Below are 23581 nucleotides of genomic sequence, written 5' to 3'. Positions count from 1 at the left end.
AACGATTCTAATTGAATATTCTTAATCCATTAAAATTTCCAAAACTTGCACGGCGGCATCACTTATTTTTGTGCCTGGACCAAATACAGCAACTACTCCGGCATCAAATAAAAATTGGTAGTCGCGCTTTGGAATCACCCCGCCAACAATAACTAAAATATCCTCTCGGCCGTAAGTTTTTAATTCTTCAATCACCTGCGGAACGAGAGTTTTGTGTCCAGCTGCTTGCGACGAAATCCCCAAAATATGCACATCGTTTTCAACGGCTTGTTTGGCAACTTCCTTTGGGGTTTGAAACAGTGGAGCAATATCAACATCAAAGCCCACATCGGCATACCCAGTGGCGACTACTTTTGCCCCGCGGTCGTGGCCGTCCTGTCCCATTTTGGCAATCATAATTCGGGGGCGCCGGCCTTCTTGTTCGGCAAACGCGTCGGCCATTTGCTGTGCCTTTTTAAAACTGTCGTCGTCTTTTATCTCTTTGCTGTACACGCCTGAAAATGATTTTATTTGAGCTTGGTGCCTACCAAACACGGTTTCCAAAGCCAAACTGATTTCGCCAAGGGTAGCCCGTTCCTTAGCCGCTTCCACTGCTAAAGCTAGTAAATTATTATTCCCTTGCAAAAGGGAATCTTTTGATTTTAGCCAAGCGTCTGCAGCTTCGGTCAATTTCAATAAAGCGTCTTCCGCTTTTTTTGAATTTCGTGAAGATTTAATGTGGTTTAACTGTTCAATTTGTTGGTTTCGTACCGTTTGGTTGTCCACTTCCAAAATAGATATGGGTGCTTCGTGGTCGGGTTCGTATTGGTTCACGCCAACAATAATATCCTTCCCAGAATCGATTCTGGCCTGTTTTCGGGCAGCAGCTTCTTCAATGCGGAGTTTAGGAATTCCGGCTTCAATGGCTTTGGTCATACCGCCTAAATCTTCGACTTCTTCAATGAGTTTCCACGCTTTTTTGGCAATATCGTGTGTTAGTTTTTCAACGTAAAAGCTTCCCGCCCAAGGGTCGGCCGTTTTTGTGATTTGGGTTTCTTTCTGTAAAAATAGCTGTGTGTTTCGCGCAATTCGAGCCGAGAAATCGGTTGGTAGCGCAATGGCTTCATCCAGCGCATTGGTATGCAAACTTTGAGTGCCTCCAAAAACAGCAGCAGCGGCTTCAATGGTAGTTCGTGCCACGTTATTGAACGGGTCTTGTTCGGTTAAGCTCCAGCCCGATGTTTGGCAATGGGTACGTAACGACAGCGATTTTTCGTTTTTAGGATTGAATGGTTTTACCAATTTAGCCCAAAGCATGCGTGCGGCACGCATTTTGGCAATTTCCATAAAATGGTTCATGCCAATGCCCCAAAAGAAGGAGAGGCGCGGCGCAAAATCATCAATGTTTAATCCAGCTTTCAGTCCGGTTTTGATGTATTCCAAACCATCGGCCAAAGTGTATGCCAATTCGATATCGCAGGTGGCACCGGCTTCTTGCATGTGGTAGCCTGAAATACTTATACTGTTGAATTTCGGCATATGTTTGCTGGTGTATTCAAAAATATCTGAAATGATTTTCATGGATGGCGAAGGCGGATAAATGTAAGTGTTCCGCACCATGAATTCCTTTAAAATATCGTTTTGTATGGTGCCGGCCAAATCTTCGGGCTTAACACCTTGTTCTTCAGCAGCGACGATATAAAAAGCCATGATGGGTAAAACGGCACCGTTCATGGTCATGGAAACGCTCATTTTATCCAACGGAATTTGGTCAAAAAGTATTTTCATGTCCTCTACCGTATCGATAGCAACACCAGCTTTTCCTACATCACCTACTACTCGCTCGTGGTCGCTGTCGTATCCGCGGTGGGTGGCAAGGTCGAAGGCTACGGAAAGGCCCTTTTGTCCGCCCTTCAAATTTCGTCGGTAAAAAGCGTTACTTTCTTCAGCCGTTGAAAACCCGGCGTATTGCCTTATCGTCCAAGGTCTGCCCACGTACATGGTGCTGTATGGCCCGCGGAGATTTGGTGTGATGCCTGCAGCAAAGTTTAAATGAGCTAAACCTTCAATATCTTTTTTTGAATACACCGATTTCACCCCGATTCCTTCGGCTGTTTGAAAGGTTGAAGTTTCCGGTTTTTGTTTTCCGGATTCAGATTTTAATTCAATATGTTGAAGGTTCTTTCTCAAATTTTAGTTGTGGTTATGTCCAGTATGTGGATCTACAGGTGTGGGGGTTGGAGTTTTGTTGAAATCGACTTTTTCTTCTGCAGCAGATTGGTTGAAGTTGACGTTTGAAAAATCGAAATCGAACATTTTGGCATAAAATAAATCGAGTGCAATGTAAAGCGCCAAATACTTGTCGTTCATGGCCGAGCTGTACTTTGAAGTGAGTGGTGTGCCAAAGAGTTTTGGAGACATGGTATTGGTAGATAGAAGCGCATTCATCGTGGTTTTTAAGGCTTCATTTTTTATATGGCTAGCAATACAGGCCATGGTTTTTCCATTGTAGTTTAAATGGCTTTTGGTGTTGTTGGCGTCCCAAAGGTCGTTTTCTTTTTTTAAAGCTTGGAATACTTTATAGGTATGCTTTGAAACAATTTTGTCAAACTTTAATTTTGAGTATACAGACGACCTAATGGTTTGTGAATAGGCTTGAACCAACGATGCGTTGGGGTTGCTCTGCTTCTGGTAATTTAAAATATCATTTTCGAAGGCATAAACCGCTTCGTTCAATAATTTGGAATTAACACCCTCGCAGGCGATAAGAGCCGGTTTATCGGCATATTTAAAATCTGTAAAAGCTTGGTCATTTTTACAGCTGCTTAATGTGATGATAGATAAAAGGGTGATTAATGTAATTTTCAAGTTCATTTTCATTGTTCTTTTTTTAATCGATTTTGTTCCACAGGTTCGGCTAAACGTTTTTCTATAATGGGTTCAATTAATGTTTTTCGTGGGTTTGTTTTAAAGAATGGATAAAGTACTAATTCGCTTTTCATCCGGTCATCAGGGTTTTGGTATTGGTTGCTGCCCACTAAAACAGTTTGCTTTGTGCTGAACTGTTCTTGTTCTTTGGAGGCGTTTTCTTTTATTTTCTTTTGAATGATGCCGTTTTTCAATTGTTTTAAAAAACCGCCTTGGCTTTCAATGTCCTTAAAAAGGGTCAGTGCTTTTTCGGCCAATTGGTTGGTGAGGGTTTCAATGTAATAAGCTCCGTCGGCGGGATTATCCACCACATTAAAATAGCTTTCATGTTTTAAAATGAGCAATTGATTTCTGGCAATACGTTCGCCAAAAGCATTGCTTTTTTTGTAGATGGAATTATAAGGCAAATTGCAAATGGTATTGGCACCACCTAAAACGGCACTCATGCATTCTGTGGTGGTGCGCAACATATTGGTGTTGTAATCGTACAGCGTTTTGTTGCGTTTGGTTGGGGTGGCAAAAATGTGGCAATTGGGGTTGACGTTATATTCATCGGCCAGTGTTGCCCAAAGTTTTCGTAGGGCACGGAATTTGGCGATTTCGAAAAAATAATTGGTGCCTATGGAAACATTGAAATTTACTTCAATCTGTTTCCAAAAATCATTTTCAGGAAAATTCTTTTGATGGAGTTGGTTCAAATATTCATTGGCGTGCGCCAAACCGTAGGCCAGCTGCTGCACCATATTGGCTCCGGCATTTTGGTAAAGCGACAAATCTACTGAAAAGGATTTTGTGTTTTTAACAATACTTTCGAATTGCTTAAAATCGTGATTCAATGACTTGTACCAGTTTCCGGTTTTGGCTAAATGCCCAATAACATCGGTTTCAATAACAGTGTTTTTTGAAAACTGTAATGTTTTTTCAACAAATTCTTCTGATAGAAAAAGAGGCTTGAAATGAACGGATACTGCAGTTACATCAATGTTATTTAATAATGCTTCAACTGAAATATCTTCCGAAGGCATAATAAAAAGAATGCTGTCGGCGCCACGATTAATAGCATCAATGGCCGTGGCGTTCGATTTTTCAACTTGCGCCACATAGATGGATTGACAAATCTTCCATTGTGATGCTTTGGTGTTCGATATTTCGGGAAGTGCATCAAAATCATCGGCATGGTAAAATGGCTTAACATCAATACCCTCGTTCGATTTCCAAATGAGCGTATTGTAATCGGCCCCTTGTAAATCGAACTGTATTTTCTGTTTCCATTGTTTGGCAGAAACCTCGTTAAATTCGCTAAATAGCGATTTAGTCATCGTTTTCGGTTTTTAAACTATCTTCGTATTCAATGATATAAATTTCTTCATTCTCACGTTTCATGTAATATTCCTCGCGAGCAAATTTTTCCATGCCTTCTTCAGTGCTCAATTTTTTTAAATCGGCTTTGTCTTTTTCAATTTCCTTTCTGTAGTATTCCTTTTCGTCTTCCAAGTCTTCAATTTCGGTGTTCAGTTCATGGTGAATCAACCAAGAATTGGCATCGAAAAAAAACATCCAAACCACAAATACTACCGAAATAAGCAGGAATATATTTTTAAAAGGTTTTAGGTGTTTGTTATTTTTTAGTTTCATGTTTACAGTTTTTGGGTGATAATGGTTCTCACAATATCAATGGCAACCGTGTTGTATTTGTTGTTGGGGATGATGATGTCTGCAAACTCCTTCATGGGCTCGATAAATTGGTTGTGCATAGGTTTTAGTGTGGTTTGGTAGCGGTTTAAAACTTCTTCTAAATCGCGGCCACGTTCCGAAATATCGCGTTTCAGTCTGCGGATTAATCGTTCATCGGTATCGGCGTGCACAAATACTTTTATGTCGAACATATCCCGTAACTCCGGATTCGAAAGCACCAAAATGCCCTCAACAATCATCACTTTTCGCGGATGCGTTAAAATGGTGTCGCCCGTCCGGTTGTGTTTTACAAAGGAATACACGGGTTGCTGGATGGGTTTTCCGTTTTTCAGTTCCTGTAAATGCGCCGTCAAAAGCTCAAAATCGATAGAACGTGGGTGGTCGAAATTAATTTTAACACGCTCGTCAAAACTTAAATGCGAGGTATCTTTGTAATAGGAATCTTGGGAAAGTATGCCCACTTCGCCTTCCGGCAATTCATTTAATATCTGATTGACTACGGTAGTTTTTCCGCAGCCCGTTCCGCCAGCAATTCCGATTATAAGCATGCTTTTTTACTTTTCACAAAGTTAGTTAAATGAAAAATCTTTGAGGGATGAACCCTTTTATTTTTTCACTTTGGCCACTTCGACTTTGGTAATCATCTTGTCGTTTTTATTGCCCCAACTGTTGGTAATGTAGTTCATCACATCGGCCACCTCGTCATCACTCAATCCCATGGGGGCCATAAACCCGTTGTATTTTTGTCCGTTTACCACAATTTCGCCTTTTTGACCGTATTTGATGCCTTTTATGCTTTCCGTCCTGTTGTTCATCAAGTAATCGGATTTTGCCAGCGGTGGATACGTTTTTCTGATGCCCTCACCGGTTGGTAGGTGGCACGAAACACAAAAGTCTTTATAAATTTCTGCGCCGCGTTCTATGCTTTCCTCTAACGGCGAAGTTTGGGTGTATTGATTTGTGTTGAACGGTAAAAATAGGTTTACGAGGATGATTGATAAGCAAACAATAAAGATTTTCATTGGGTTATGTTTTTTTGAACAATTTTGGGTTAAATGGTGAATTGCCCGTCGTGGGACTTAATTTTTTGGAACGATTTTAAAAATACCTTTGCCTTCAACGGCAATATAAATGAAGCCATCGGGCGCTTGAATAACGTTTCGTAATCGGCCAATGCCTTCAAACAGTTTTTCGCGTTGGGTGACTTTATTGTTTTCAACCACCAAACGTTCCAAATATTCAAACTTTAAGGCGCCCACCAAAACGTTGCCTTTCCAATCGGGGTATTTATCTGAAGAAACGATAGCCATACCGCTCGGTGCGATAGAAGGAACCCAATAAAACAAAGGTTGTTCCATGCCTTCTTTTTCGGTGATTTCGGTAAACTTGGTGCCGCTGTAATTAACGCCATAAGAAATGACCGGCCAACCGTAATTTTTACCCTTTTCAATTATGTTGATTTCGTCACCACCTTTTGGGCCGTGTTCGTTTACCCAAATGTTTCCGGTAAACGGGTTTTTAACCATGCCTTGTGGGTTACGGTGACCATAACTGAAAATGGCTGTTTTGGCTCCAGCTTCATTAACAAATGGATTATCTTCGGGAATGTTGCCATCGTCGTGTAAGCGGTAAATTTTTCCGCCGTCGCGTGTAATGTCTTGTGGGTTTTCATCCCGACTTCCACGATCACCGACTGAAAAATAGAGGTAGCCTTCATCATCAAACTCAATGCGTGAGCCCCAATGTTGTCCTTTTTTGGTGTTCGGTTCGGCTTTATAAAGCAGTTGTTTTTCAATCAATTTATCGTCACTTAATTTGGCTCTTATTAAAGCTGTGTTTCCGCCATCACCTTCACCTTCTTGAGAACTGTAGGTAATGTAAATCCAGCCGTTTTCCTTGTAATTGGGGTGCGCTTTTATGTCGAGCAATCCGCCTTGGCCACGAACGTAAACTTCGGGGGCGTTTTCAATATTGGTTTTAACGCCGTCTTTAAAATGGATGATTTCGCCTGTTTTTTCGGTAATGAGCATACTTCCGTCGGGGAGAAACGTCATGCCCCATGGAATGTATAAATCTGGGACAATCAATTCTGTAGTGTAATTTAAATTTTGGGGCTCCTGTGCTTTTACTTCAGATTCCTGTTGCTGGGCACATGCCGAAAGCGCAATAAATGTAAGTGCTATGAGCGAATGTATGTATTTCATGTTTGCAATTTTTAAATCAATTGACCTTAAAATAAGTAATTTAAATTAATTCCGGTGTAAAAATTAATAGTATTGCCCGGATAATAGTAACGGGGAGCGTTGCCTCCAAAACTCGATGCATTGATTAGAATTTGCGAGGCATAGGCTGTATCAAAGATATTGTTTAGGCCAAAGAACAGGTTTAATTTTAGCTTTTTATTAAGATTTGTTTTAAACCCTGTTTTTAACCGGGAGAGGTTGTAGCTGTCGGAATAGAGACTATTGCTGTCGGTAATGGGAATTTCTCCAACATGCTGAAAATGGATATTGCCGTAAAAACCATTCTTGGAATTCAAGCTTAGCCCCAAATTGAATATGTGCGATGGTACGCCCGTTAAGTCGTTTCCAGAATAATTGTTGTCATTGTCGATGAATTCCTTAAACTTAAATCGATTCCAAGTGAGATTCGAAAAGACTTGCAGTGAACCATTTTCGGTGTGTTTTACAATATAATTGAGGTTGGTTTCTACACCATTATGTCTTGTTTTTCCAGCGTTTATGCCGATGAATTGGTCTTCTGCAGTTCGTCTTGAAACCAATAGGTTTTTAATGTGCATGCTGAATGCCGATACGCTATAGTTGAGTTTTTTGTTTGTAGTAGTGCCTCGGATTCCAATTTCGAAATTCCAACCTGTTTCGGGTTTAATGTTTGGATTGATTTGTCCGTTTGGCAGTAAAGTCTCGTTTAATGTGATTGGCGAAAACCCGTGACTAATATTACCGAACAGATTAATCTTTTTTGAGGTTTGGTAGTTAATTCCGAATTTAGGTGAAAGAATGGTTTTAAATTTGAATGCACCCGATTGGTCGGGATTGTTTTCTGATATTGGGAAATAGTCTGTTAAGTTGTATTCGGTTTGATTAAGGTTTGCTCCGGCTGACAAAGTGGTTTTTTTAGAGACTTCAATTTGTGTTTCAAAAAAGAGATTGTAATAAAGCCTGTTTTCTTCAAAATGCGACAGATTGTTGCCTTCCACGCTACCAGTACCATCTGGAAAATCTCGGTAACGGTTTTCGAAGGTTTTGTAATTATAACGGTCTTTAAACCATTCGCCGCCAATGGTGTATTCAATATGTATATTAAAAATTTTAGTGCGACTTTCCAACCGTGTTCTCAGTCCGTAGGCCAAAGTTTCATCTTTTAAAATGTTAAAAGGTCTTGGTTCGTAAGCATCCCTAAATGAAAGAAATACACTGGATTTTAATTTGCTTTTCTGCTTGAAAAGGTGTTCCCATGACAGGCCAAAAACTCCTCTTTTGGAGTCCTCGTGTCCTTTGGCAGCTCGCCAATTTGGGTCAGCCATTTTTGGGTTGTTCAAAAAGTTGGTTTCGCTAATCGAACTGGGAATAAACGCTTTTAAATCTACATAACTTCCCAGAAAACTCAAGTTGTTATTGGGGTTTATAGCGTGATTGGAATTTATGGTGAACGTTTGCCTGTTGTAATGGTTGTTTTCCCTAAAGCCATCGCTTTCAGTTTGACTGTGTACCAGATTAAAGCTGTTGTTCTTGGGTCTCAAACCAATTTTGTTAGTGTTTTTAAATAGGTTGAATGACCCTACGGTTAATTCGGAGTTAGCTTCTGAGTGGTTTTGTGAAAGTTTTTCGGGATTAATAATGATGGTGCCTCCCAAACCAGCGCCATAAATTGAGGAAGTAGGGCCCTTTACGATTTGCATGTTAGAAATTGAAGCTAGCTCAAAATCCTCAATATTGGTTTCGCCGCTGCCATTGGTAAGAGGGATATCCTTAAAGTAAGCCCTTATTTTTGCAGTTCCGAATAGATTCCTGGAGCCAATGCCGCGGATGGTAATTCTGTTGGTGTTAAGCGCTCCACTTTGCATAAAAACACCAGGAATCAAATTAAAAGCTTGATTGAAATTGACGTTTTGGGTTTGGTCTATGGTTTCTTTTGAAATAATGTTAATGGTATTAGTAGCTTCAGTTTGATTTGTGTTGGCTATGATGGTAACCTCATTAAGTTGAGAGGGGTTAGGGGATAGAAGGATAACGATGTGTTCAACCTCATTTATAGACGCTGTTTTTGTTGAAAACCCTTCTTTCTTAAAAACATAAATTCCTTTTGATTTTATAGGGAAATAACCCTTATTATCCGAAAATAGGGTGTCGGTAGTTGTTGTATTCAGAATAAGAACATCTGGTATTGGGGTTTTGGTTTCGTCATTCTTCATGACGCCTCTGGATTGGGTTTGCCCGAAAGCGACCCAAGAAGTGAAAACAAAAATTAAAAATGTTATATGGTGCTTGATGTTGTGCATATTTTGGTTCTTGCTAAACTAAAATCAGTAATAAATATTTTATTAAAAATGATTTGCAAAATAAATAAAAGCAGTATATTTGCAGCCCGCTACGGAAAAATTATTTGATATGTAGCTTCTCGAATTACTCGAGATAACTACGGAGTTCATTTATTCGGGGTGTAGCGTAGCCCGGTTATCGCGCCGCGTTTGGGACGCGGAGGTCGCAGGTTCGAATCCTGCCACCCCGACAAAAATTAATACCAACAGAAACTAAAACCTTGTAAATCTTATAATTTGCAAGGTTTTATGGTTTTTAGACTATCATAAGAATTGAATTAATATAGTTTTATTCGGTTAACAATTCGGTTAACAGTTTGCAAAGTAAAAAAGTGTTAACCGAATAGATGTTTAAAACACTGTAATTGAAATAGTTGATTTGACTTTCGTCTTGAATAAATGTTTAACAAAAAGACGACAACTATGCAATCACAAACCATCTTTACCCTGTCATTTTGGGTTAATGCTACACGCATAAAAAACAATCAAGTTTCAGTTTTTGCAAGAGTTACTGTAAATGGTAAACGTGCAAATATTAGTCTGCAACGAAAAGTAATACTTTCCGAATGGAATTCTAACAAAGGAAGAGCAAGAGAGAATAAACAAGAATCACTGCTACTCAACAGATATTTAGACCAGGTTAAAAATAGAATCTACAAAGCTCACGATGAACTTGTAAAACTTTATAGATTAATGTAGTGTTAAAACATGAAAAATAATTAAGCGAGCCTTATTAGTAATAGAGAGTGTATTTGAGCTTATTATGATGAATAAACGGTTGTTAAGATAGAAAAATGTAAAATGATATTGTAATTAAAACCAGCAATGATCCATATATCTTGACATTGGCCCACTGTTTTTCATTAGAAGTGGTTTCTTTTGAAGGAAAATGTTGGTGCAAGCCAACTGAATAATGTGAAACTAAAAACATGATAATAAAGTTTAAAACAAATTCAATCCCCCATAAATGGACAAAATGAATATCTATATTTAAAACAAAGGTCGTAAGAATATAGAATATAAAGCCAAAAAACAATCCAGCTTTGGCACCATTGGTGTTTATCTGTTTAAAGAATATGCCCGCAATGATTATAGAAGAAATAGGTATAAAAAATATACCGTTAAGTTGCTGCAATAATTGGTATAGACCATCTGGAGCGTAAGCCACTAAAGGGGCTACAGATATAGCAATAATGGCCAATACCACCGACGATATTTTACCATATTTTACAAGTTTTGAGTCTGAAGCATTTTTATCGATTAATTTTTTGTAAATGTCTAGACAAAATATAGTGCTGGCAGAGTTTAATACGCTGTTAAAAGTGCTTAGAACTGCACCAAGTATTACTGCGGCAAAAAAACCGTATAGGTATGAAGGGAGTACCTTTTTAACAAGCATGGGGTAAATTAAGTCTGGTGTGTTGTAGTAATCGTCTTGAAAGTAATAATAGGCAATTAACCCAGGAAGCACAATTATTGCTGGGATAAAAAGTTTTAAAACACCTGTGTAAATAAGACCTTTTTGAGCTTCAATTAAGTTTTTGGCACCGAAAGCGCGTTGAATAATGGCTTGGTTCATTCCCCAGAAATATAATTGATTAATCATTAAACCAGTAAATAATACTGAAAAAGGAAGTACTGAATCTGGTTTGCCTATAATATCAAACTTATCTGGAGCAAAGTTATAGACAGAGCTCAAACCGTCCAAAATATTTCCCTGACCTATCTGGTACAATGCTATTGCGGGAATCAATAAGCCTCCTAACATAAGCCCAACGCCGTTTAAAGAATCTGAATAAGCCACGGCTTTCAGCCCGCCAAAAATTGCATAGAGAGAGCCAATGATTCCAATTGCCAATACAGTATATATTAAGGATTCGTTTTTTGTAAGGTTGAACATTTTAGAAAAATCAAAAACACTTTCAATGTTTATGGCTCCAGAGTAAAGCACTATGGGTAATAGTGTTATGACGAAGGATGACATTAATAAAAATGCCACAATGGACCTAATCGAACTATCAAATCGTCTTTCTAAAAACTCAGGAATAGTTGTCAATCCCATTTTTATAAACTTAGGGATAAAATATATTGCGGCTATAACTAGGGCTATCGCCGAGGTAACCTCCCAAGCAATGATAATGATGCCATTTTTATATGAGCTTCCGTTCATTCCTATTAAGTGCTCGGTAGAGATATTGGTCAATATCATAGAACCAGCAATGATGGGGGCGGTTAAGCTTTTTCCTGCTAAAAAGTATCCTTGGGAAGTCGTAAATTTGTCTTTTCTTAGTTTGTAGGAGGTATAAAAAATAACAAATAAAGTAAAGCCAAAAAAGCCTAAGTACGTATATAGCATGTTAAAAAAGGTTGTTTAAAGGAGTTGTTCTTAAAACTTTAGCGTCTCTGGTAGGTATTTGTTTACCAAGTCTTCATAATAAGGTTTCAGCGCTTTAACATCTGGTTTAACAGGGGCTTTTGTATACAGATCGTATGGGTTGAATTTTTTTACCCACTTGAACATTTCTATGTCTTTGTCATCCATTAAATGGTTATAAGCTTCTTCACGGTGCTGTGCGTAAAACGAATGGTACCTAATAATGTATAAGGCGGGTTCTGGTAAATGATCTTTCATTATTTGGTAAAGGTACTCGTCGTGTCCCCAGCTCATTTTAACATTGTCTAGCCCACAATTTGGTTTGTAAATGCCGTATTTGGTATTGAATTCAGGGTTGGTACTGTCTGGATTGTGAGTAAAAAACTCAGGATGTACTATTTTATCTGAAAACTTACATCCAACAGGGAACGTGTCTCCAACTACGGCCCATTGTGGTTCGCCAAATAAGCACAGTACTTTACCAACATCATGTAAAAAACCAGTAAGTACAAACCAATCTGGGTGACCATCGGCACGTATTGCTTCAGAGGTTTGTAATAGGTGTTGTAGTTGGTCTAAATCAATGTCTGGGTCGCTATCGTCTACTAGTGTGTTTAAAAAATCTATAGCTTCCCAAAGCGACATCTCCTTTTTGTTAAACTTTAAGAATTCCTTTTCCTTTTTACAAACGAAATCATAGGTTTGGTTGATGTGATTTAATCTGTAAAATTCTCGAACAGTTTCAGCGCGATCGGAGTCAACGTAATTCCTAAACGCTTCTTTTTCTTTTTTAGGAGCGTCAGGGGCGGGGTATCTTTCCTTAAGATTTTCTTCCCAATCATCAATATCTTTTAATGGGTTTTTGTAGTTTTCTTGAATGTCCATTTTTTTTGCTTTAGTGGTAAAGCCAAAGTTAATATGCAAATAGCATTTAAACATGTAAAATCTACTCAATTATCTGTAAAATAGGTGATGTAAAAATGGAATTAAGAAAGTGGGGTTTGAAAAAAACGTAGAAGATAATTGCCTTTGCTTACTGTGTTTAATTTAATTATTACGGAGTGAAAATTACATGAGTTTGAATTGATTTTCTAGGTCGCTAGAATATTAAAAATGTAGTTTTATCAAAATTTTATTAACTAAACTTTCAAAATAATGAAACAAACAAAATTACTATTGTTGATTTTGCTCTTTGGTTTTTCTTTGACCTCATGGGCGCAATCAAATCAAATTTCGGGAGTGGTTCTAGATAACCAAGGTATGCCACTTCCTGGAGCTAATGTGCTTGAAAAAGGCACAAGCAACGGAACAGTAACTGATTTTGATGGTAACTTCACTCTAAAAGTGTCAAATCTTAATGGCGTGATTACCGTATCCTACGTTGGTTTTGCAGCTAAAGAGGTGAATTTAGATGGGGCTAGCACCTATAGTATTACTTTGAGTGAAGATACTGCGCAGTTAGATGAGGTAGTTGTTATTGGTTACGGTTCTGTTAAGAAAAGTGATGCCACTGGAGCTGTAGTTTCTTTGGATTCTGAAGCTATTACCGAAGCTAGAAAAACAGATGTAGCAGAAGCTGTGCAAGGTCAAATGGCGGGTGTGGATGTTAGGCGTGTAAACTCAAAACCAGGGTCGCCACTGTCGATAAAAATTCGTGGAAATACTGTAATAGGGAATCTTAATGTTGGTAATGATGGTGTGAGTGATGATTTGGGCTTAGATTTATCAAGACCATTATATGTGGTTGATGGTATTTTTGTAGGAGACCTAAGTTTTCTCAATCCAGCAGATATCGAAAAAATAGACGTTTTAAAAGATGCTTCGGCAACGGCTATTTATGGTTCGCGGGGTGCCAATGGGGTGGTAATTGTTACTACAAAATCTGGTATTGAAGGTAAAACCCAAGTAACATACGATGCTACTTTTGGTGTAAATAATGTGGTAAACGAGCCAGATATGTTTAATGGCGATGAGTACGTTGCTTTTGTAAGCGATGTTTTAAGAGGAGAGCAATGGGTTGGAGAATGGACCGATGGTACTGCTACGGTTGAAGACTTTAACAATCTAACTATTAATACAGATAACGAATTTATTGGTGATAATGAGCGTGCTAATGTAGCGAACAGAAATTACACCAATTGGAGAAAACTACTTCGTCATGATATGCAATTGCAAACCTCACACACGCTAGGTGTTTCTGGTGGGGCAGATGGATTAGTTTACAATGCTACTTTGGGTTACACTAGTGATAAAGGGATAATGGGAATTGAAGATTTCGAACGTTCCAATGTATCGGTATCTTTAACAAAAAAGTTTAAAAGCAATGTTACTCTTGGAGTAAAAGGATATTTTACAACTACCGATAGAGAAGCGGGTTCTTTAGAATTGTTTAGGAGTTCTATGAGGTTAGCACCAACGGTAGAACCTTATAATGAAGACGGAACTATAAAACTCTTGCCAGATGAACAGGATGTACGTTTTATAAACCCACTTTATGAGGTTAATGGCTCATGGGTTGCTAACCAAAGGAATACCAGTTTTATCGCCAATGCTTTTTTAGAGTATGAGCCCGTAAAATGGTTAAAACTTAAAACCAATTTTGCACCATCTTTTTCCTCAGGTCGTGGTGGTGAGTACAGAGGGTTATTAACTAAAGCAGCTAGAAATGACCAATCCAGAACCCGTGCGGTTTATAATGCGGGTTTCAATAGAAGTTACAACTGGGATAACACTGCCGATTTTAATTTTAATTTTAATGAAAACCATAGTTTAAATGCCACCTTGATAGCTGCCATAAATTATGAAGATTCTGAGGGCTCTGGAATCCAAACCAGAAATTTAAGTTCAGATTTATTTGGTTATTATAATACACAGGCAGGCTCTGATGTAAGAAGTTACGGTACTAATTTTAGAAAAGAAACTGTTTCTTCTTTTGCGGCAAGAGTTAACTATAGTCTGTTCGATAAATATCTGTTAACCTTTACAGGAAGATATGATGGAGCATCCAAATTGGCCGAAGGTCATAAATGGGCATTTTTCCCATCAGCGGCATTAGCATGGAAAGTTTCAGAAGAAAACTTTATGAAAGATATTGACTGGATTTCTAATTTAAAGTTTAGAGTAAGTTATGGTGAGTCTGGTAACTACAACTCTGTTGGGGCATACGCCTCTCAGGCCACGCTTCGCCAATTAGATTATCAATTTGGAGATACCTATGCATTAGGCAATATGATAGGTAACTTAATTAATGATGAGTTGACCTGGGAGCGCTCAAAAGAATTTAACGTAGGTGTTAATGCCGGTTTTTTCAAGGGAAGAGTTAGGGCAGAAGCAGAGTATTATAACAAGGAAACTGTGGATGCTATTTTAGGCAGAAGCCTTATGGGACTTACTTCATTTTCCGCCTCTGTAGGTAATTTCGGATCGGTTAGAAACAGTGGTGTAGAATTATCGTTAACAACAGTGAATATAGATACGGGTGATTTTAAATGGCAAACAAGTTTAAACTATGCTCGTAATGAGAATGAACTCTTAGCGTTGACTGGGGATATTGATAAGCAACCTTATGGGAGACATGGTGTTTTACAAGTAGGACAGCCTTTAGATGCTATGTATTCTTTTGAAAAACTGGGCATTTGGCAAATGGATGAGGCTGCAGAGGCTGCTGTTTATAATGCTGTACCTGGTATGTATAAGTTTAAAGATCAAAACAACGACAACTTAATTAATGAGCAAGATAGAGTTGTAATAGGAAATCATGCCCCAGATTGGATTGGAGGTATGACAAACAACTTTACCTATAAAAACTGGGATTTAAACGTAATGATTTATACAAGACAAGGTGTGTTTGGACATTCTGAGTTTTACCAAAACTTTGCAACGCACAATCCAGACAATGCTAGATTTAACAAGATTGATTTAGATTATTGGACACCAAACAATCAAGGTGCTAAATATCCATTGCCAGGAGCTGCACTTTCTAATGGGCAAGCTAACGAGTGGTTTTTTGAAGATATGTCTTTTGTAAAAGTAGGTAACATCGGTTTAGGATATTCGTTCCCATCTGCATTAGCCAACAAATTACATTTAAGCTCTTTAAAATTATCTTTGAACATAAAGAACCCGTTTATATTTACCGATTACGAAGGGCCGGATCCAGAAACAGGTCTGCAAAATTCCTACGGAATGGCTTACTCTGTTAAAACAGCAATTTTTGGTATAAATGTTAGATTCTAAAAAAAATAAAATGAAAATTCAAAATAAATTAAAATATATAGTTATGGCTATGGGCTTGTCAATAAGTCTAGTAGCGTGCGATAGTTATCTTGAAGAAGAAAATAGATCAGCAGTAACAGCAGAAAATTATTACACTTCAGATAATGCAATAGAATTGGTTAATTCGGTGTATACCGCATTAAGGGAGACCTATAAGTTTTACAGCGAAGCTTTTTTAGGTACAGATTTGTTTACTCAAAATGGTCCGCTTTTTAGCATAAACAATTTAAATGAGTACAGTAACATGGCATCTAGTGATGGTGCAGGTCCATGGTATAGCAACTATTCGGTAATAAGTGCCGCAAATATTGCTATAAACAGATACGAAAATCAAATTTCATGGGAGTCTGCACTAATTGGGCAAAGAGATTTAGGAATAGCGCAAGCCAAAGCACTAAGAGCCTTAGCGTATTTTAATCTGGTACAACAATACGGCGGAGTTGTAGTTTATTTAGATGAGGTTTCAGAAATTAGGTACGATTACGCTCGTTCTTCTGAAGAAGAGACGTTTAATCAAATTATACAAGATTTAGAAGAAGTTATACCGGTGTTAGAAGAATCTCCAGCTCAATTTGGGCGTTTTTCCAAGCGTGCAGCACAACACCTATTGGCTGAGGTATATTTAACAAAAGGGTATAAAGATTTTGGGTCAACCCAAGATTTTGAAACGGCAGCGCAACTTGCAGAAACAGCAATAGGAGGTTATGATATAAGAAGCCAAACCTATGCGCAGGTATTTGATTTTGATAATCAAATTAATCCTGAAATATTGTTTTCAATTCAATATGGAGCTGAAGGAGTAAACAACAGAAGTAATAACAAAAACGGCATTTTCATGAATGTAACGCATAATTATGCAGGAATTTCCCGTACCACAACACCATATGGAGAACCTACATTTGGATCCATGCCAACAGATTTTTTCTATAGTTTGTTTGAAGCTAATGATTCAAGAGATGAAGTGACGTTGCATAGAGTGCTGTACGCAAGTACAAACTCTACTGCTTCTGAAAATGGTGTAGAAAATATTACCGTAGGTGATACGGTTGTATATTATCCAAAAAACACTTTGTCGGAAGCAGAGTTAGAAGATCGCTTAAACCGTTACTGGGTATTCCAACCATCAGATTATGGCTTTGATGCGGCCCAAGATGTCCCTGGGGCGTTATACCAATATTCGAATAACGTAAATACAGTAAACTTTCCAATTTTTGCAAAGTTTGATGAACGTGCTCAAGATGGTAACGGGTACAGAGATGTTTTTGTATTTCGTGTAGCCGAAACTCATTTAATTGCTGCAGAAGCCTATTTAGGGGCGAGTAACGTTACTGCTGCCTTGCCTCACATCAATAGAGTAAGAGAGCGCGCTACAGGAGTTGCTAATTATTACACAAGTTTAACTATTGATGATATTTTAAACGAGCGTGCCTTAGAATTGGCTGGAGAATCAAATAGGTGGAATGTTTTAAAACGTACAGGTAAACTGCAGGAGCGTGTTGCCATGTACAACCCACATTTTATAGATCATGGTTCGTTTGATCCAGAAAAGCACACTGTTAGGCCAATTCCTTCTCAGGAAATAGAACTTTCAGATGGAAGTTTAGAGCAAAACCCTAAGTACTAGTTTAATGTAATTCAAAAGTGTCTTTTTGAGTTAGTTTAGTTGTTTAGTTGAAAGGCAGGTGGTTTAGCCTCCTGCCTTTATTTTTAATTACCTATTTATGAAGAAGATCTTCTATTTTTCTTTTCCTATAATAATGTTATCACTTTTTTGCTGTAATAAGCAACAAAAACAGTCTGATGGATTAGAGGAAGTAGATAATGCCAGTTACATTAATCCTTTTATCAATACGGCAAATGACCACGGACAAACAGATGTTGCTGCTGCGGTACCTTTTGGAATGGTAAAACCAGCTCCAGACACTAATCCCATAGCGCACTCGGGGTATGACTATGCTGCCAATGAAATAATAGGATTTTCAAACACCAGATTTTCGGGAGTGGGCTGTAGAGGCGTAGGCGGAAATTTAAGAGTTTTGCCTTATGTAATTTCGGGTAACGATTCAATTCCAAATTCGGTAACTTTTTCAAAAGAAAATGAAGTAGCTCAAGCAGGATATTACTCAGTTACTCTTCACAATGGCATAAAAACCCAACTTTCAGCAACTAGACAAGTAGCCTTTCATCAATACACATTTCCAAAATCAGAAAAATCTGGTTTTACAATAGATTTAGCAAGTTCTTATGTGGGGCATATATCTGATGAATACAAAATTAATAATGGCATTATTAGCGGTAAAATTACCAGTGTTAATGTTTGCCGAAAAGGTGCTTATACATTTTATTTTGCAATCCATTTTAATCAAGAAACTTCGCAAATAACTAAAAGTGGTTCTAAATTAATTCTTGAATTTTCAACCAAAGAAAAACAAGATATCTTATTGCGCTGCGCCTTATCTGTAGTTGATGAGAACAGCGCCATTAATAATTTGAAAAATACAAACGCTTTACAATTCAATAAAGTGAAAACACAAGCATTTGATGCTTGGAATAGTCTTTTAAATACCGTTAAGGTTGAAACCAAAAATGATTCTTTAAAGCAATTATTTTATACACACTTGTACCATGCCACACAATCACCATTTATAATAAATGATGACAATGGCGGGTATAGAGGCAGTGATGGAGAGCTATATAAATCAAATACACCGTATTATCACGGATGGTCTATCTGGGACACATTTAGAACGAAGTTACCTTTATTTTCGTTGCTGTATCCAGAAAAGTATCAAGACATGTTGTTGTCTTTAAAACACTTGTATAAGCAAGGTAAACCAGATTGGGCAACAGAAAAAGAGCCTTTCCTTACAATAAGAACAGAGCACAGTATGGTCATGTTACTTGATGCTTACAGAAAAGGCATCCTACCGTTTGATTTAAATGAAGTTTATGACGAATTAAAGGAAGAAGCAAAACAGCTGCCTTTTAAATCGCCTGATAATGTTTTAGAGTCTAGCTTCGATTTATGGGCACTTTCACAAATTGCTCACATACTTGAGAAGAACGAAGACGCACAGGAATATAAAAATCAAGCTTTTGAATACAAAACCCTCTGGAAAGATAAATTTTTAGTGATGGATGACAAATCGGATATTATGCACGGCGATGGACTGTACGAAGGTACTCTGTGGCAGTACAGGTGGTTTGTGCCGTTTGATATTCAAGGTATTCAAACCATGATTGGGGGAAAACAAGAATTTGAAAACCAGTTAGATTATTTTTTTGATAACGAGCTGTTTAATATAGGTAATCAACCCGATATTCAAGTGCCATACTTGTATAATTACACAAGCTCACCTTGGAAAACCCAAGCTTTAACCCATAAATTATTAAACGAGAAAACCAATAACTGGTACGGCACCCATGAAAAATTTAAAGCACCAATTGTAAAAAAGATTTTTACAGCAACACCAGATGGTTTTATTAAAGAAATGGATGATGATGCCGGTACTATGTCATCTTGGTTCCTTTGGTCATCAATGGGATTATATCCTGTATTTCCAGGAAGCACAGAGCTGGCGCTAACAACTCCACAGTTTGATAAGGTAACCATAAAAACTAAAGGCCAGCCATTGGAAATCACTACTTCAAAAAACGGAGGGAACAATATATACATTCAAAAATTTACTTGGAACGGCAAAGCGGTTAAATCTAGTATAATAGATTTTAATACCATTTCAAAAGGTGGGGTTTTGCATTTCGAGTTAGGTGATAAGCCCAATAAACAATGGGGAAAACAAAATTAGATTATGAAATATAGATTAAGCTGTCATACTTCGGTTCTTAGCATTTTTGTAATGGTGTTTCTTTTTGGAGCTTGTAAAGATGTTGCCGAAACAAAAACAAAATCAGTAGATACCGAAGTAATAAAAACATACCAAAAGAAAACAAATAATAAGGAGTATTTGGTTACAGATTTCGGTGTTGTTGGAAACAGCTCAACACTAAACACTAAAGCATTACAACAGTTAATAGATAATGTTAATAAGGAAAATGGTGGCACCTTGGTATTTCCCAAAGGGCAATATCTTTCTGGAGGTTTGGTAATGAAGTCTAATGTAAGCCTGTATTTAAAAGAGGGAGCTGTTTTACTGGGGAGTACCAATCCTTACCATTATGAAGATGTCCCAATGCCAGAACGCCCAGAATCACCAAAGCGCGATGATTACTCTAACATGGCTTTTTTGGTGGCTTACAAAGCCAATAATTTTAAAATTTATGGTGAAGGTAAAATTGATGGTCAAGGTAGAAAATTGGCCTTGGCGGTAGATAGTTTGCATCATTCAGGAGAGCGCATAGACCCAAAATATAACTACAGGCGCATGCGCCCCAACGAAACGGCAAGACCTAAATTATTAAGGTTCTCAATGTGTGAAAATGTACAGATTTTAGACCTACATCTTCAAAATGGAGCATGCTGGGGGTTGTCATTCGAGTTGTGTGAAAAGTTAAAACTCGATAATTTAAACATTCTTAACAGAGCTTTTTGGAATAATGATGGTATGGACATTACCGATTGTAAGAATGTCCAAATCACAAATTGTAATGTGAATTCGGCTGATGATGGCATCTGTTTAAAATCGTATTTCCCAGATTTTTATAATGACAGCATTTACATAGCCAATTGTAATATTAAAAGTAGTGCTAGTGCCGTAAAATTTGGTACAGCTTCTTATGGTGGTTTTAAGAATGTAACTATAAAAAACATTGATGTTGTTGATACCTTCCGTTCAGCTATCGCCATAGAAAGTGTTGATGGAGGAGTAATTGAAAATATTAATGTGTCCAACATAACAGCAAAAAACACAGGCAATGCCATTTTTATTCGATTAGGGCATAGAGGAGGAGATGCCCCTGGGGAGGTGAAAAATATTCATATTAAAGATATAGATGTTGAAGTGCCTTTTGGAAGACCCGACATAGATTACGATTTACGAGGCCCAGAAGTAGATTTCTTTCATAACCCATTTCCATCATCAATTGTTGGTATTCCTGAACATAATATTGAAAATGTACTTGTAGAAAACGTGGATATTACCTTTCCCGGTAGGGCAACAAAAGGCATGGCTTATGTTCCTTTAAACAGGTTAGGACAAGTGCCCGAAAAAATAACAGACTATCCAGAATTTTCAATGTTTGGCGAGTTGCCTGCTTGGGCATTTTATGTAAAGCATGCTAACAATATCACTTTTAAAAATGTAAATTTAAAACTAGAAAATCCAGACTTTAGGCCAGCTTTTGTGTTTCATAAAGTAAAAGATGTGTCGCTTAACGCTGTAAAGGTACCAGAAACTAGACACAAACAATTTGTTTTCAAGGAACATAAGAATTTTATTTTAAGTGAAGAAATTAAAGAAAACAGTTTTACAATTAAATAAGCATATGAAAAATTATATAATCGCCATAGTCTCAGTTTTATTGGTTGTTTTTTCTTGTAAAAGTGACAAGAAAGAAATAGCTATTGATAAAAACGAACCAACAGATTATGCTAGTTTGGTATATCCGCAGTTAGATACAGAAAACTCACGTTGGTTTTTCTTTTCATCGGCATGTCGTCCGTTTGGGATGGTAAACCTTAGTCCAGATAATGAAATTGACGGTGCTTGGGGCAGTGGTTACCGTTATAAAACCGATACCATTAAAGGCTTTAGCCATATACATGGTTGGCAAATATCGGGCGTATCAGTGATGCCGGTTACGCTTTCTGCCGAGAATACTAAGACCGTTTTCAAAGATTTTTATTCAAAATTCAGTCATGATGATGAAACAGTAACATCTGGGTATCATAGCTTGTCACTACAACGCTATAATATCAAAACAGAACTTACTAGTACCACTAGAGTTGGTTTTCATAAATATACCTTTCCAGAAAACACCAAAAATGCGGTTCTTTTTAATTTGAATACCATACTTGGGCCATCAGATAATGCCAATGGAGAGCTGCGTCAAATTAATGATAAAGAATTTGCTGGTTCAGTAGTGGCAACACCAACTCACAGACGGCCAAAAGCGCTAAAGGTGTTTTTTAAAATTGAGCTCAATGCTTCTGTGAATAGTTTGCAAAAAGATGAAGAAACAGGGAATTATTTAATGCATTTTAATAATTTAACAGCACCTTTGCTAATGAAAGTAGCCATTTCATATACTTCAGAAGAGAATGCTCAGTTAAATTTAAAAACAGAACTACTTCATTGGGATTTTGAAACCGTTGTTCAAGATTCTAAAGACCATTGGAATTCGTTGTTAAGTAGAATAAAGGTTGAAGGTAATACCGAAAAGCAACAAAGACGTTTTTATACAGATTTATGGCATGCGCTTCAAGGCAGACGCATTATTAATGATGTTAATGGTGCATATCCTGATAATACTGGAGATGAATTTAAAATTGGGCAATTGCCATTGGATGCTTCAGGAAAACCAAAATTTAATCATTACAATTCTGATGCGCTTTGGGGAGCCCAATGGACACTAAATACACTTTGGGGACTAGTTTACCCAGATATTTATGAAGAGTTTGCTATGTCTTTTCTTCAATATTATAAAGATGGAGGTTTAGTTCCCAGAGGGCCATCGGGCGGAAATTACACCTACGTGATGACAGGTGCACCAGCCACACCTTTTTTTGTTAGCGCGATTCAAAAAGGTATTTTGAAAGATGATTTAGAATATATGTATAATGCCCTTAAGAAGAATCATTTAAAAGGAGGCATTATGGAAAAAGCGGGTTATGAGCATAAAACCAATATTGGTGGCGGATTGGATTTCTATATAGAAAAAGGCTTTGTACCACATCCTAATCCTAAAGGAAAGTTTGGTGGGCATCAAGATGGTGCTGGTTTAACTTTAGAATACGCCTATCAAGACTGGACATTAGCTCAATTAGCTTTAAAATTAAATAAGTCTGAAGATTATGACTATTTCATGAAGCGCTCTAAAAATTATGCATCGCTTTTAAATGAAGGAGGATGGATGCAAGCCAAAAATGTGGATGGAAAATGGCAAGCCAATTATAGCCCGTACACTTATGAAGAAGGGTTTATAGAATCCAATGGCGCGCAATCTACTTGGTTTGTACCTCATGATTACGATGGACTTGCTGAACTTATGGGAGGTAAAGACAAAGCTGTTGAAAAATTAAATACACAATTTGAACAAGCTGAACAATTAAACTTTACTTCGGGCACATCGCATGCTTCAGAATTGCACCCAGAGTATCGTAAAATCCCAATAAATTATGGTAACCAACCCTCTATTCAAACCGCCTTTATTTTTAATAAATTGGGACGACCGGATTTAACGCAGTATTGGTCTAGGCAAGTGGCTTCTAAGGTTTTTGGTGGTTTAGCACCATCCACAGGATACAATGGGGATGAAGACCAAGGCCTTATGGGAAGTTTAGCCGTTTTATTGAAGATAGGTCTGTTTCAAGTCAATGGAGGCACCGAGGAAAATCCAGAGTATCAAATAGGAAGTCCTATTTTTGATAAGGTAACCATCCAATTACATCCAGAATATTACTCAGGGAAGACTTTGAAGATTCAATCAACAAACAACAGCGGAACCAATGTTTTCATAAAAGAGGCCTCTTTTAATAACGAGGATTTGCCTAAATTTAATGTGTCTCATAAATCCTTAACCAACGGTGGGGTGCTAAAACTTGACATGGCAGGGACAAAGTAGTCTGTCATGCAGATTAAAAAAGGTTTAAG

At 37.6% G+C, this 23581-nt stretch carries 16 protein-coding genes and 1 tRNA gene; 7 read left to right on the top strand and 10 right to left on the bottom strand.

The features are described 5' to 3' along the window. Nucleotides 1-21: 21 nt before the first annotated feature. The 8 genes from scpA to ABI125_14890 are packed head-to-tail and all read right to left on the bottom strand — an operon-like array spanning nucleotide 22 to nucleotide 9124. On the bottom strand, nucleotides 22-2169 hold the full coding sequence (gene scpA, locus ABI125_14925; protein XCF05998.1) for a methylmalonyl-CoA mutase: 2148 nt from the start codon (nucleotides 2167-2169) through the stop codon (nucleotides 22-24). Nucleotides 2170-2172: 3 nt separating this feature from the next. Continuing rightward, nucleotides 2173-2853 carry a hypothetical protein gene (locus tag ABI125_14920; GenBank protein XCF05997.1) on the bottom strand — a complete coding sequence of 227 codons (681 nt, stop codon included), beginning with the start codon at nucleotides 2851-2853 and terminating at the stop codon, nucleotides 2173-2175. A 2-nt stretch (nucleotides 2854-2855) separates the two neighbouring features. Beyond that, entirely contained in the window at nucleotides 2856-4226 is a 1371-nt protein-coding gene (locus ABI125_14915) for a methylmalonyl-CoA mutase subunit beta (protein XCF05996.1), read from the bottom strand. Next, a complete protein-coding gene (locus ABI125_14910) occupies nucleotides 4219-4542 on the bottom strand; it encodes a septum formation initiator family protein (protein XCF05995.1) in 324 nt (107 codons plus the stop codon). The genes ABI125_14915 and ABI125_14910 overlap by 8 nt, the downstream gene beginning before the upstream one ends. Nucleotides 4543-4544: 2 nt before the next feature. Then, nucleotides 4545-5150: a uridine kinase gene (gene udk / locus ABI125_14905; protein XCF05994.1), complete on the bottom strand. Its 606-nt coding sequence runs from the start codon at nucleotides 5148-5150 to the stop codon at nucleotides 4545-4547. Nucleotides 5151-5207: 57 nt separating this feature from the next. Next, a complete protein-coding gene (locus tag ABI125_14900; protein ID XCF05993.1) occupies nucleotides 5208-5624 on the bottom strand; it encodes a cytochrome c in 417 nt (138 codons plus the stop codon). A 57-nt stretch (nucleotides 5625-5681) separates the two neighbouring features. Further along, nucleotides 5682-6806, bottom strand: a complete 1125-nt coding sequence (locus tag ABI125_14895) for a PQQ-dependent sugar dehydrogenase (GenBank protein ID XCF05992.1) — start codon at nucleotides 6804-6806, stop codon at nucleotides 5682-5684. A gap of 26 nt (nucleotides 6807-6832) precedes the next feature. Then, a complete protein-coding gene (locus ABI125_14890; GenBank protein ID XCF05991.1) occupies nucleotides 6833-9124 on the bottom strand; it encodes a TonB-dependent receptor in 2292 nt (763 codons plus the stop codon). 155 nt (nucleotides 9125-9279) lie between these two features. Between ABI125_14890 and ABI125_14885 the strand changes: the two genes are divergently transcribed. Together ABI125_14885 and ABI125_14880 are read left to right on the top strand one after the other, a co-directional pair. Further along, nucleotides 9280-9354: transfer RNA gene (locus ABI125_14885), tRNA-Pro, on the top strand. Nucleotides 9355-9586: 232 nt separating this feature from the next. Next, complete coding sequence (locus tag ABI125_14880) at nucleotides 9587-9862, top strand: Arm DNA-binding domain-containing protein (protein ID XCF05990.1); 276 nt, start codon at nucleotides 9587-9589, stop codon at nucleotides 9860-9862. A gap of 82 nt (nucleotides 9863-9944) precedes the next feature. Here ABI125_14880 and ABI125_14875 read toward each other — a convergent pair whose 3' ends face one another. Both ABI125_14875 and ABI125_14870 read right to left on the bottom strand, forming a co-directional pair. Next, a complete protein-coding gene (locus tag ABI125_14875) occupies nucleotides 9945-11519 on the bottom strand; it encodes a solute:sodium symporter family transporter (GenBank protein ID XCF05989.1) in 1575 nt (524 codons plus the stop codon). A 30-nt stretch (nucleotides 11520-11549) separates the two neighbouring features. Next, entirely contained in the window at nucleotides 11550-12422 is an 873-nt protein-coding gene (locus tag ABI125_14870) for an inositol oxygenase family protein (protein XCF05988.1), read from the bottom strand. A gap of 270 nt (nucleotides 12423-12692) precedes the next feature. Here ABI125_14870 and ABI125_14865 point away from each other — a divergent pair, with 270 nt between their 5' ends. The 5 genes from ABI125_14865 to ABI125_14845 all read left to right on the top strand — a co-directional run bounded on the left by ABI125_14865 (nucleotide 12693) and on the right by ABI125_14845 (nucleotide 23552). Beyond that, nucleotides 12693-15773: a TonB-dependent receptor gene (locus tag ABI125_14865; protein ID XCF05987.1), complete on the top strand. Its 3081-nt coding sequence runs from the start codon at nucleotides 12693-12695 to the stop codon at nucleotides 15771-15773. 10 nt (nucleotides 15774-15783) lie between these two features. Next, complete coding sequence (locus ABI125_14860) at nucleotides 15784-17436, top strand: RagB/SusD family nutrient uptake outer membrane protein (GenBank protein XCF05986.1); 1653 nt, start codon at nucleotides 15784-15786, stop codon at nucleotides 17434-17436. Between the two features lie 133 nt (nucleotides 17437-17569). Beyond that, nucleotides 17570-19618: a GH92 family glycosyl hydrolase gene (locus ABI125_14855; protein XCF05985.1), complete on the top strand. Its 2049-nt coding sequence runs from the start codon at nucleotides 17570-17572 to the stop codon at nucleotides 19616-19618. Nucleotides 19619-19621: 3 nt separating this feature from the next. Then, nucleotides 19622-21250, top strand: a complete 1629-nt coding sequence (locus ABI125_14850) for a glycosyl hydrolase family 28 protein (GenBank protein ID XCF05984.1) — start codon at nucleotides 19622-19624, stop codon at nucleotides 21248-21250. A gap of 4 nt (nucleotides 21251-21254) precedes the next feature. Continuing rightward, complete coding sequence (locus ABI125_14845) at nucleotides 21255-23552, top strand: GH92 family glycosyl hydrolase (GenBank protein XCF05983.1); 2298 nt, start codon at nucleotides 21255-21257, stop codon at nucleotides 23550-23552. The last annotated feature ends 29 nt before the right edge of the window (nucleotides 23553-23581 follow it).

This window comes from Tamlana crocina (assembly GCA_040429635.1).
Taxonomy (GTDB): Bacteria; Bacteroidota; Bacteroidia; order Flavobacteriales; family Flavobacteriaceae; genus Flavisericum; species Flavisericum crocinum.
Note: the sequence above shows the minus strand (reverse complement) of the source record. Positions and strands in the feature narration are given on the sequence as shown.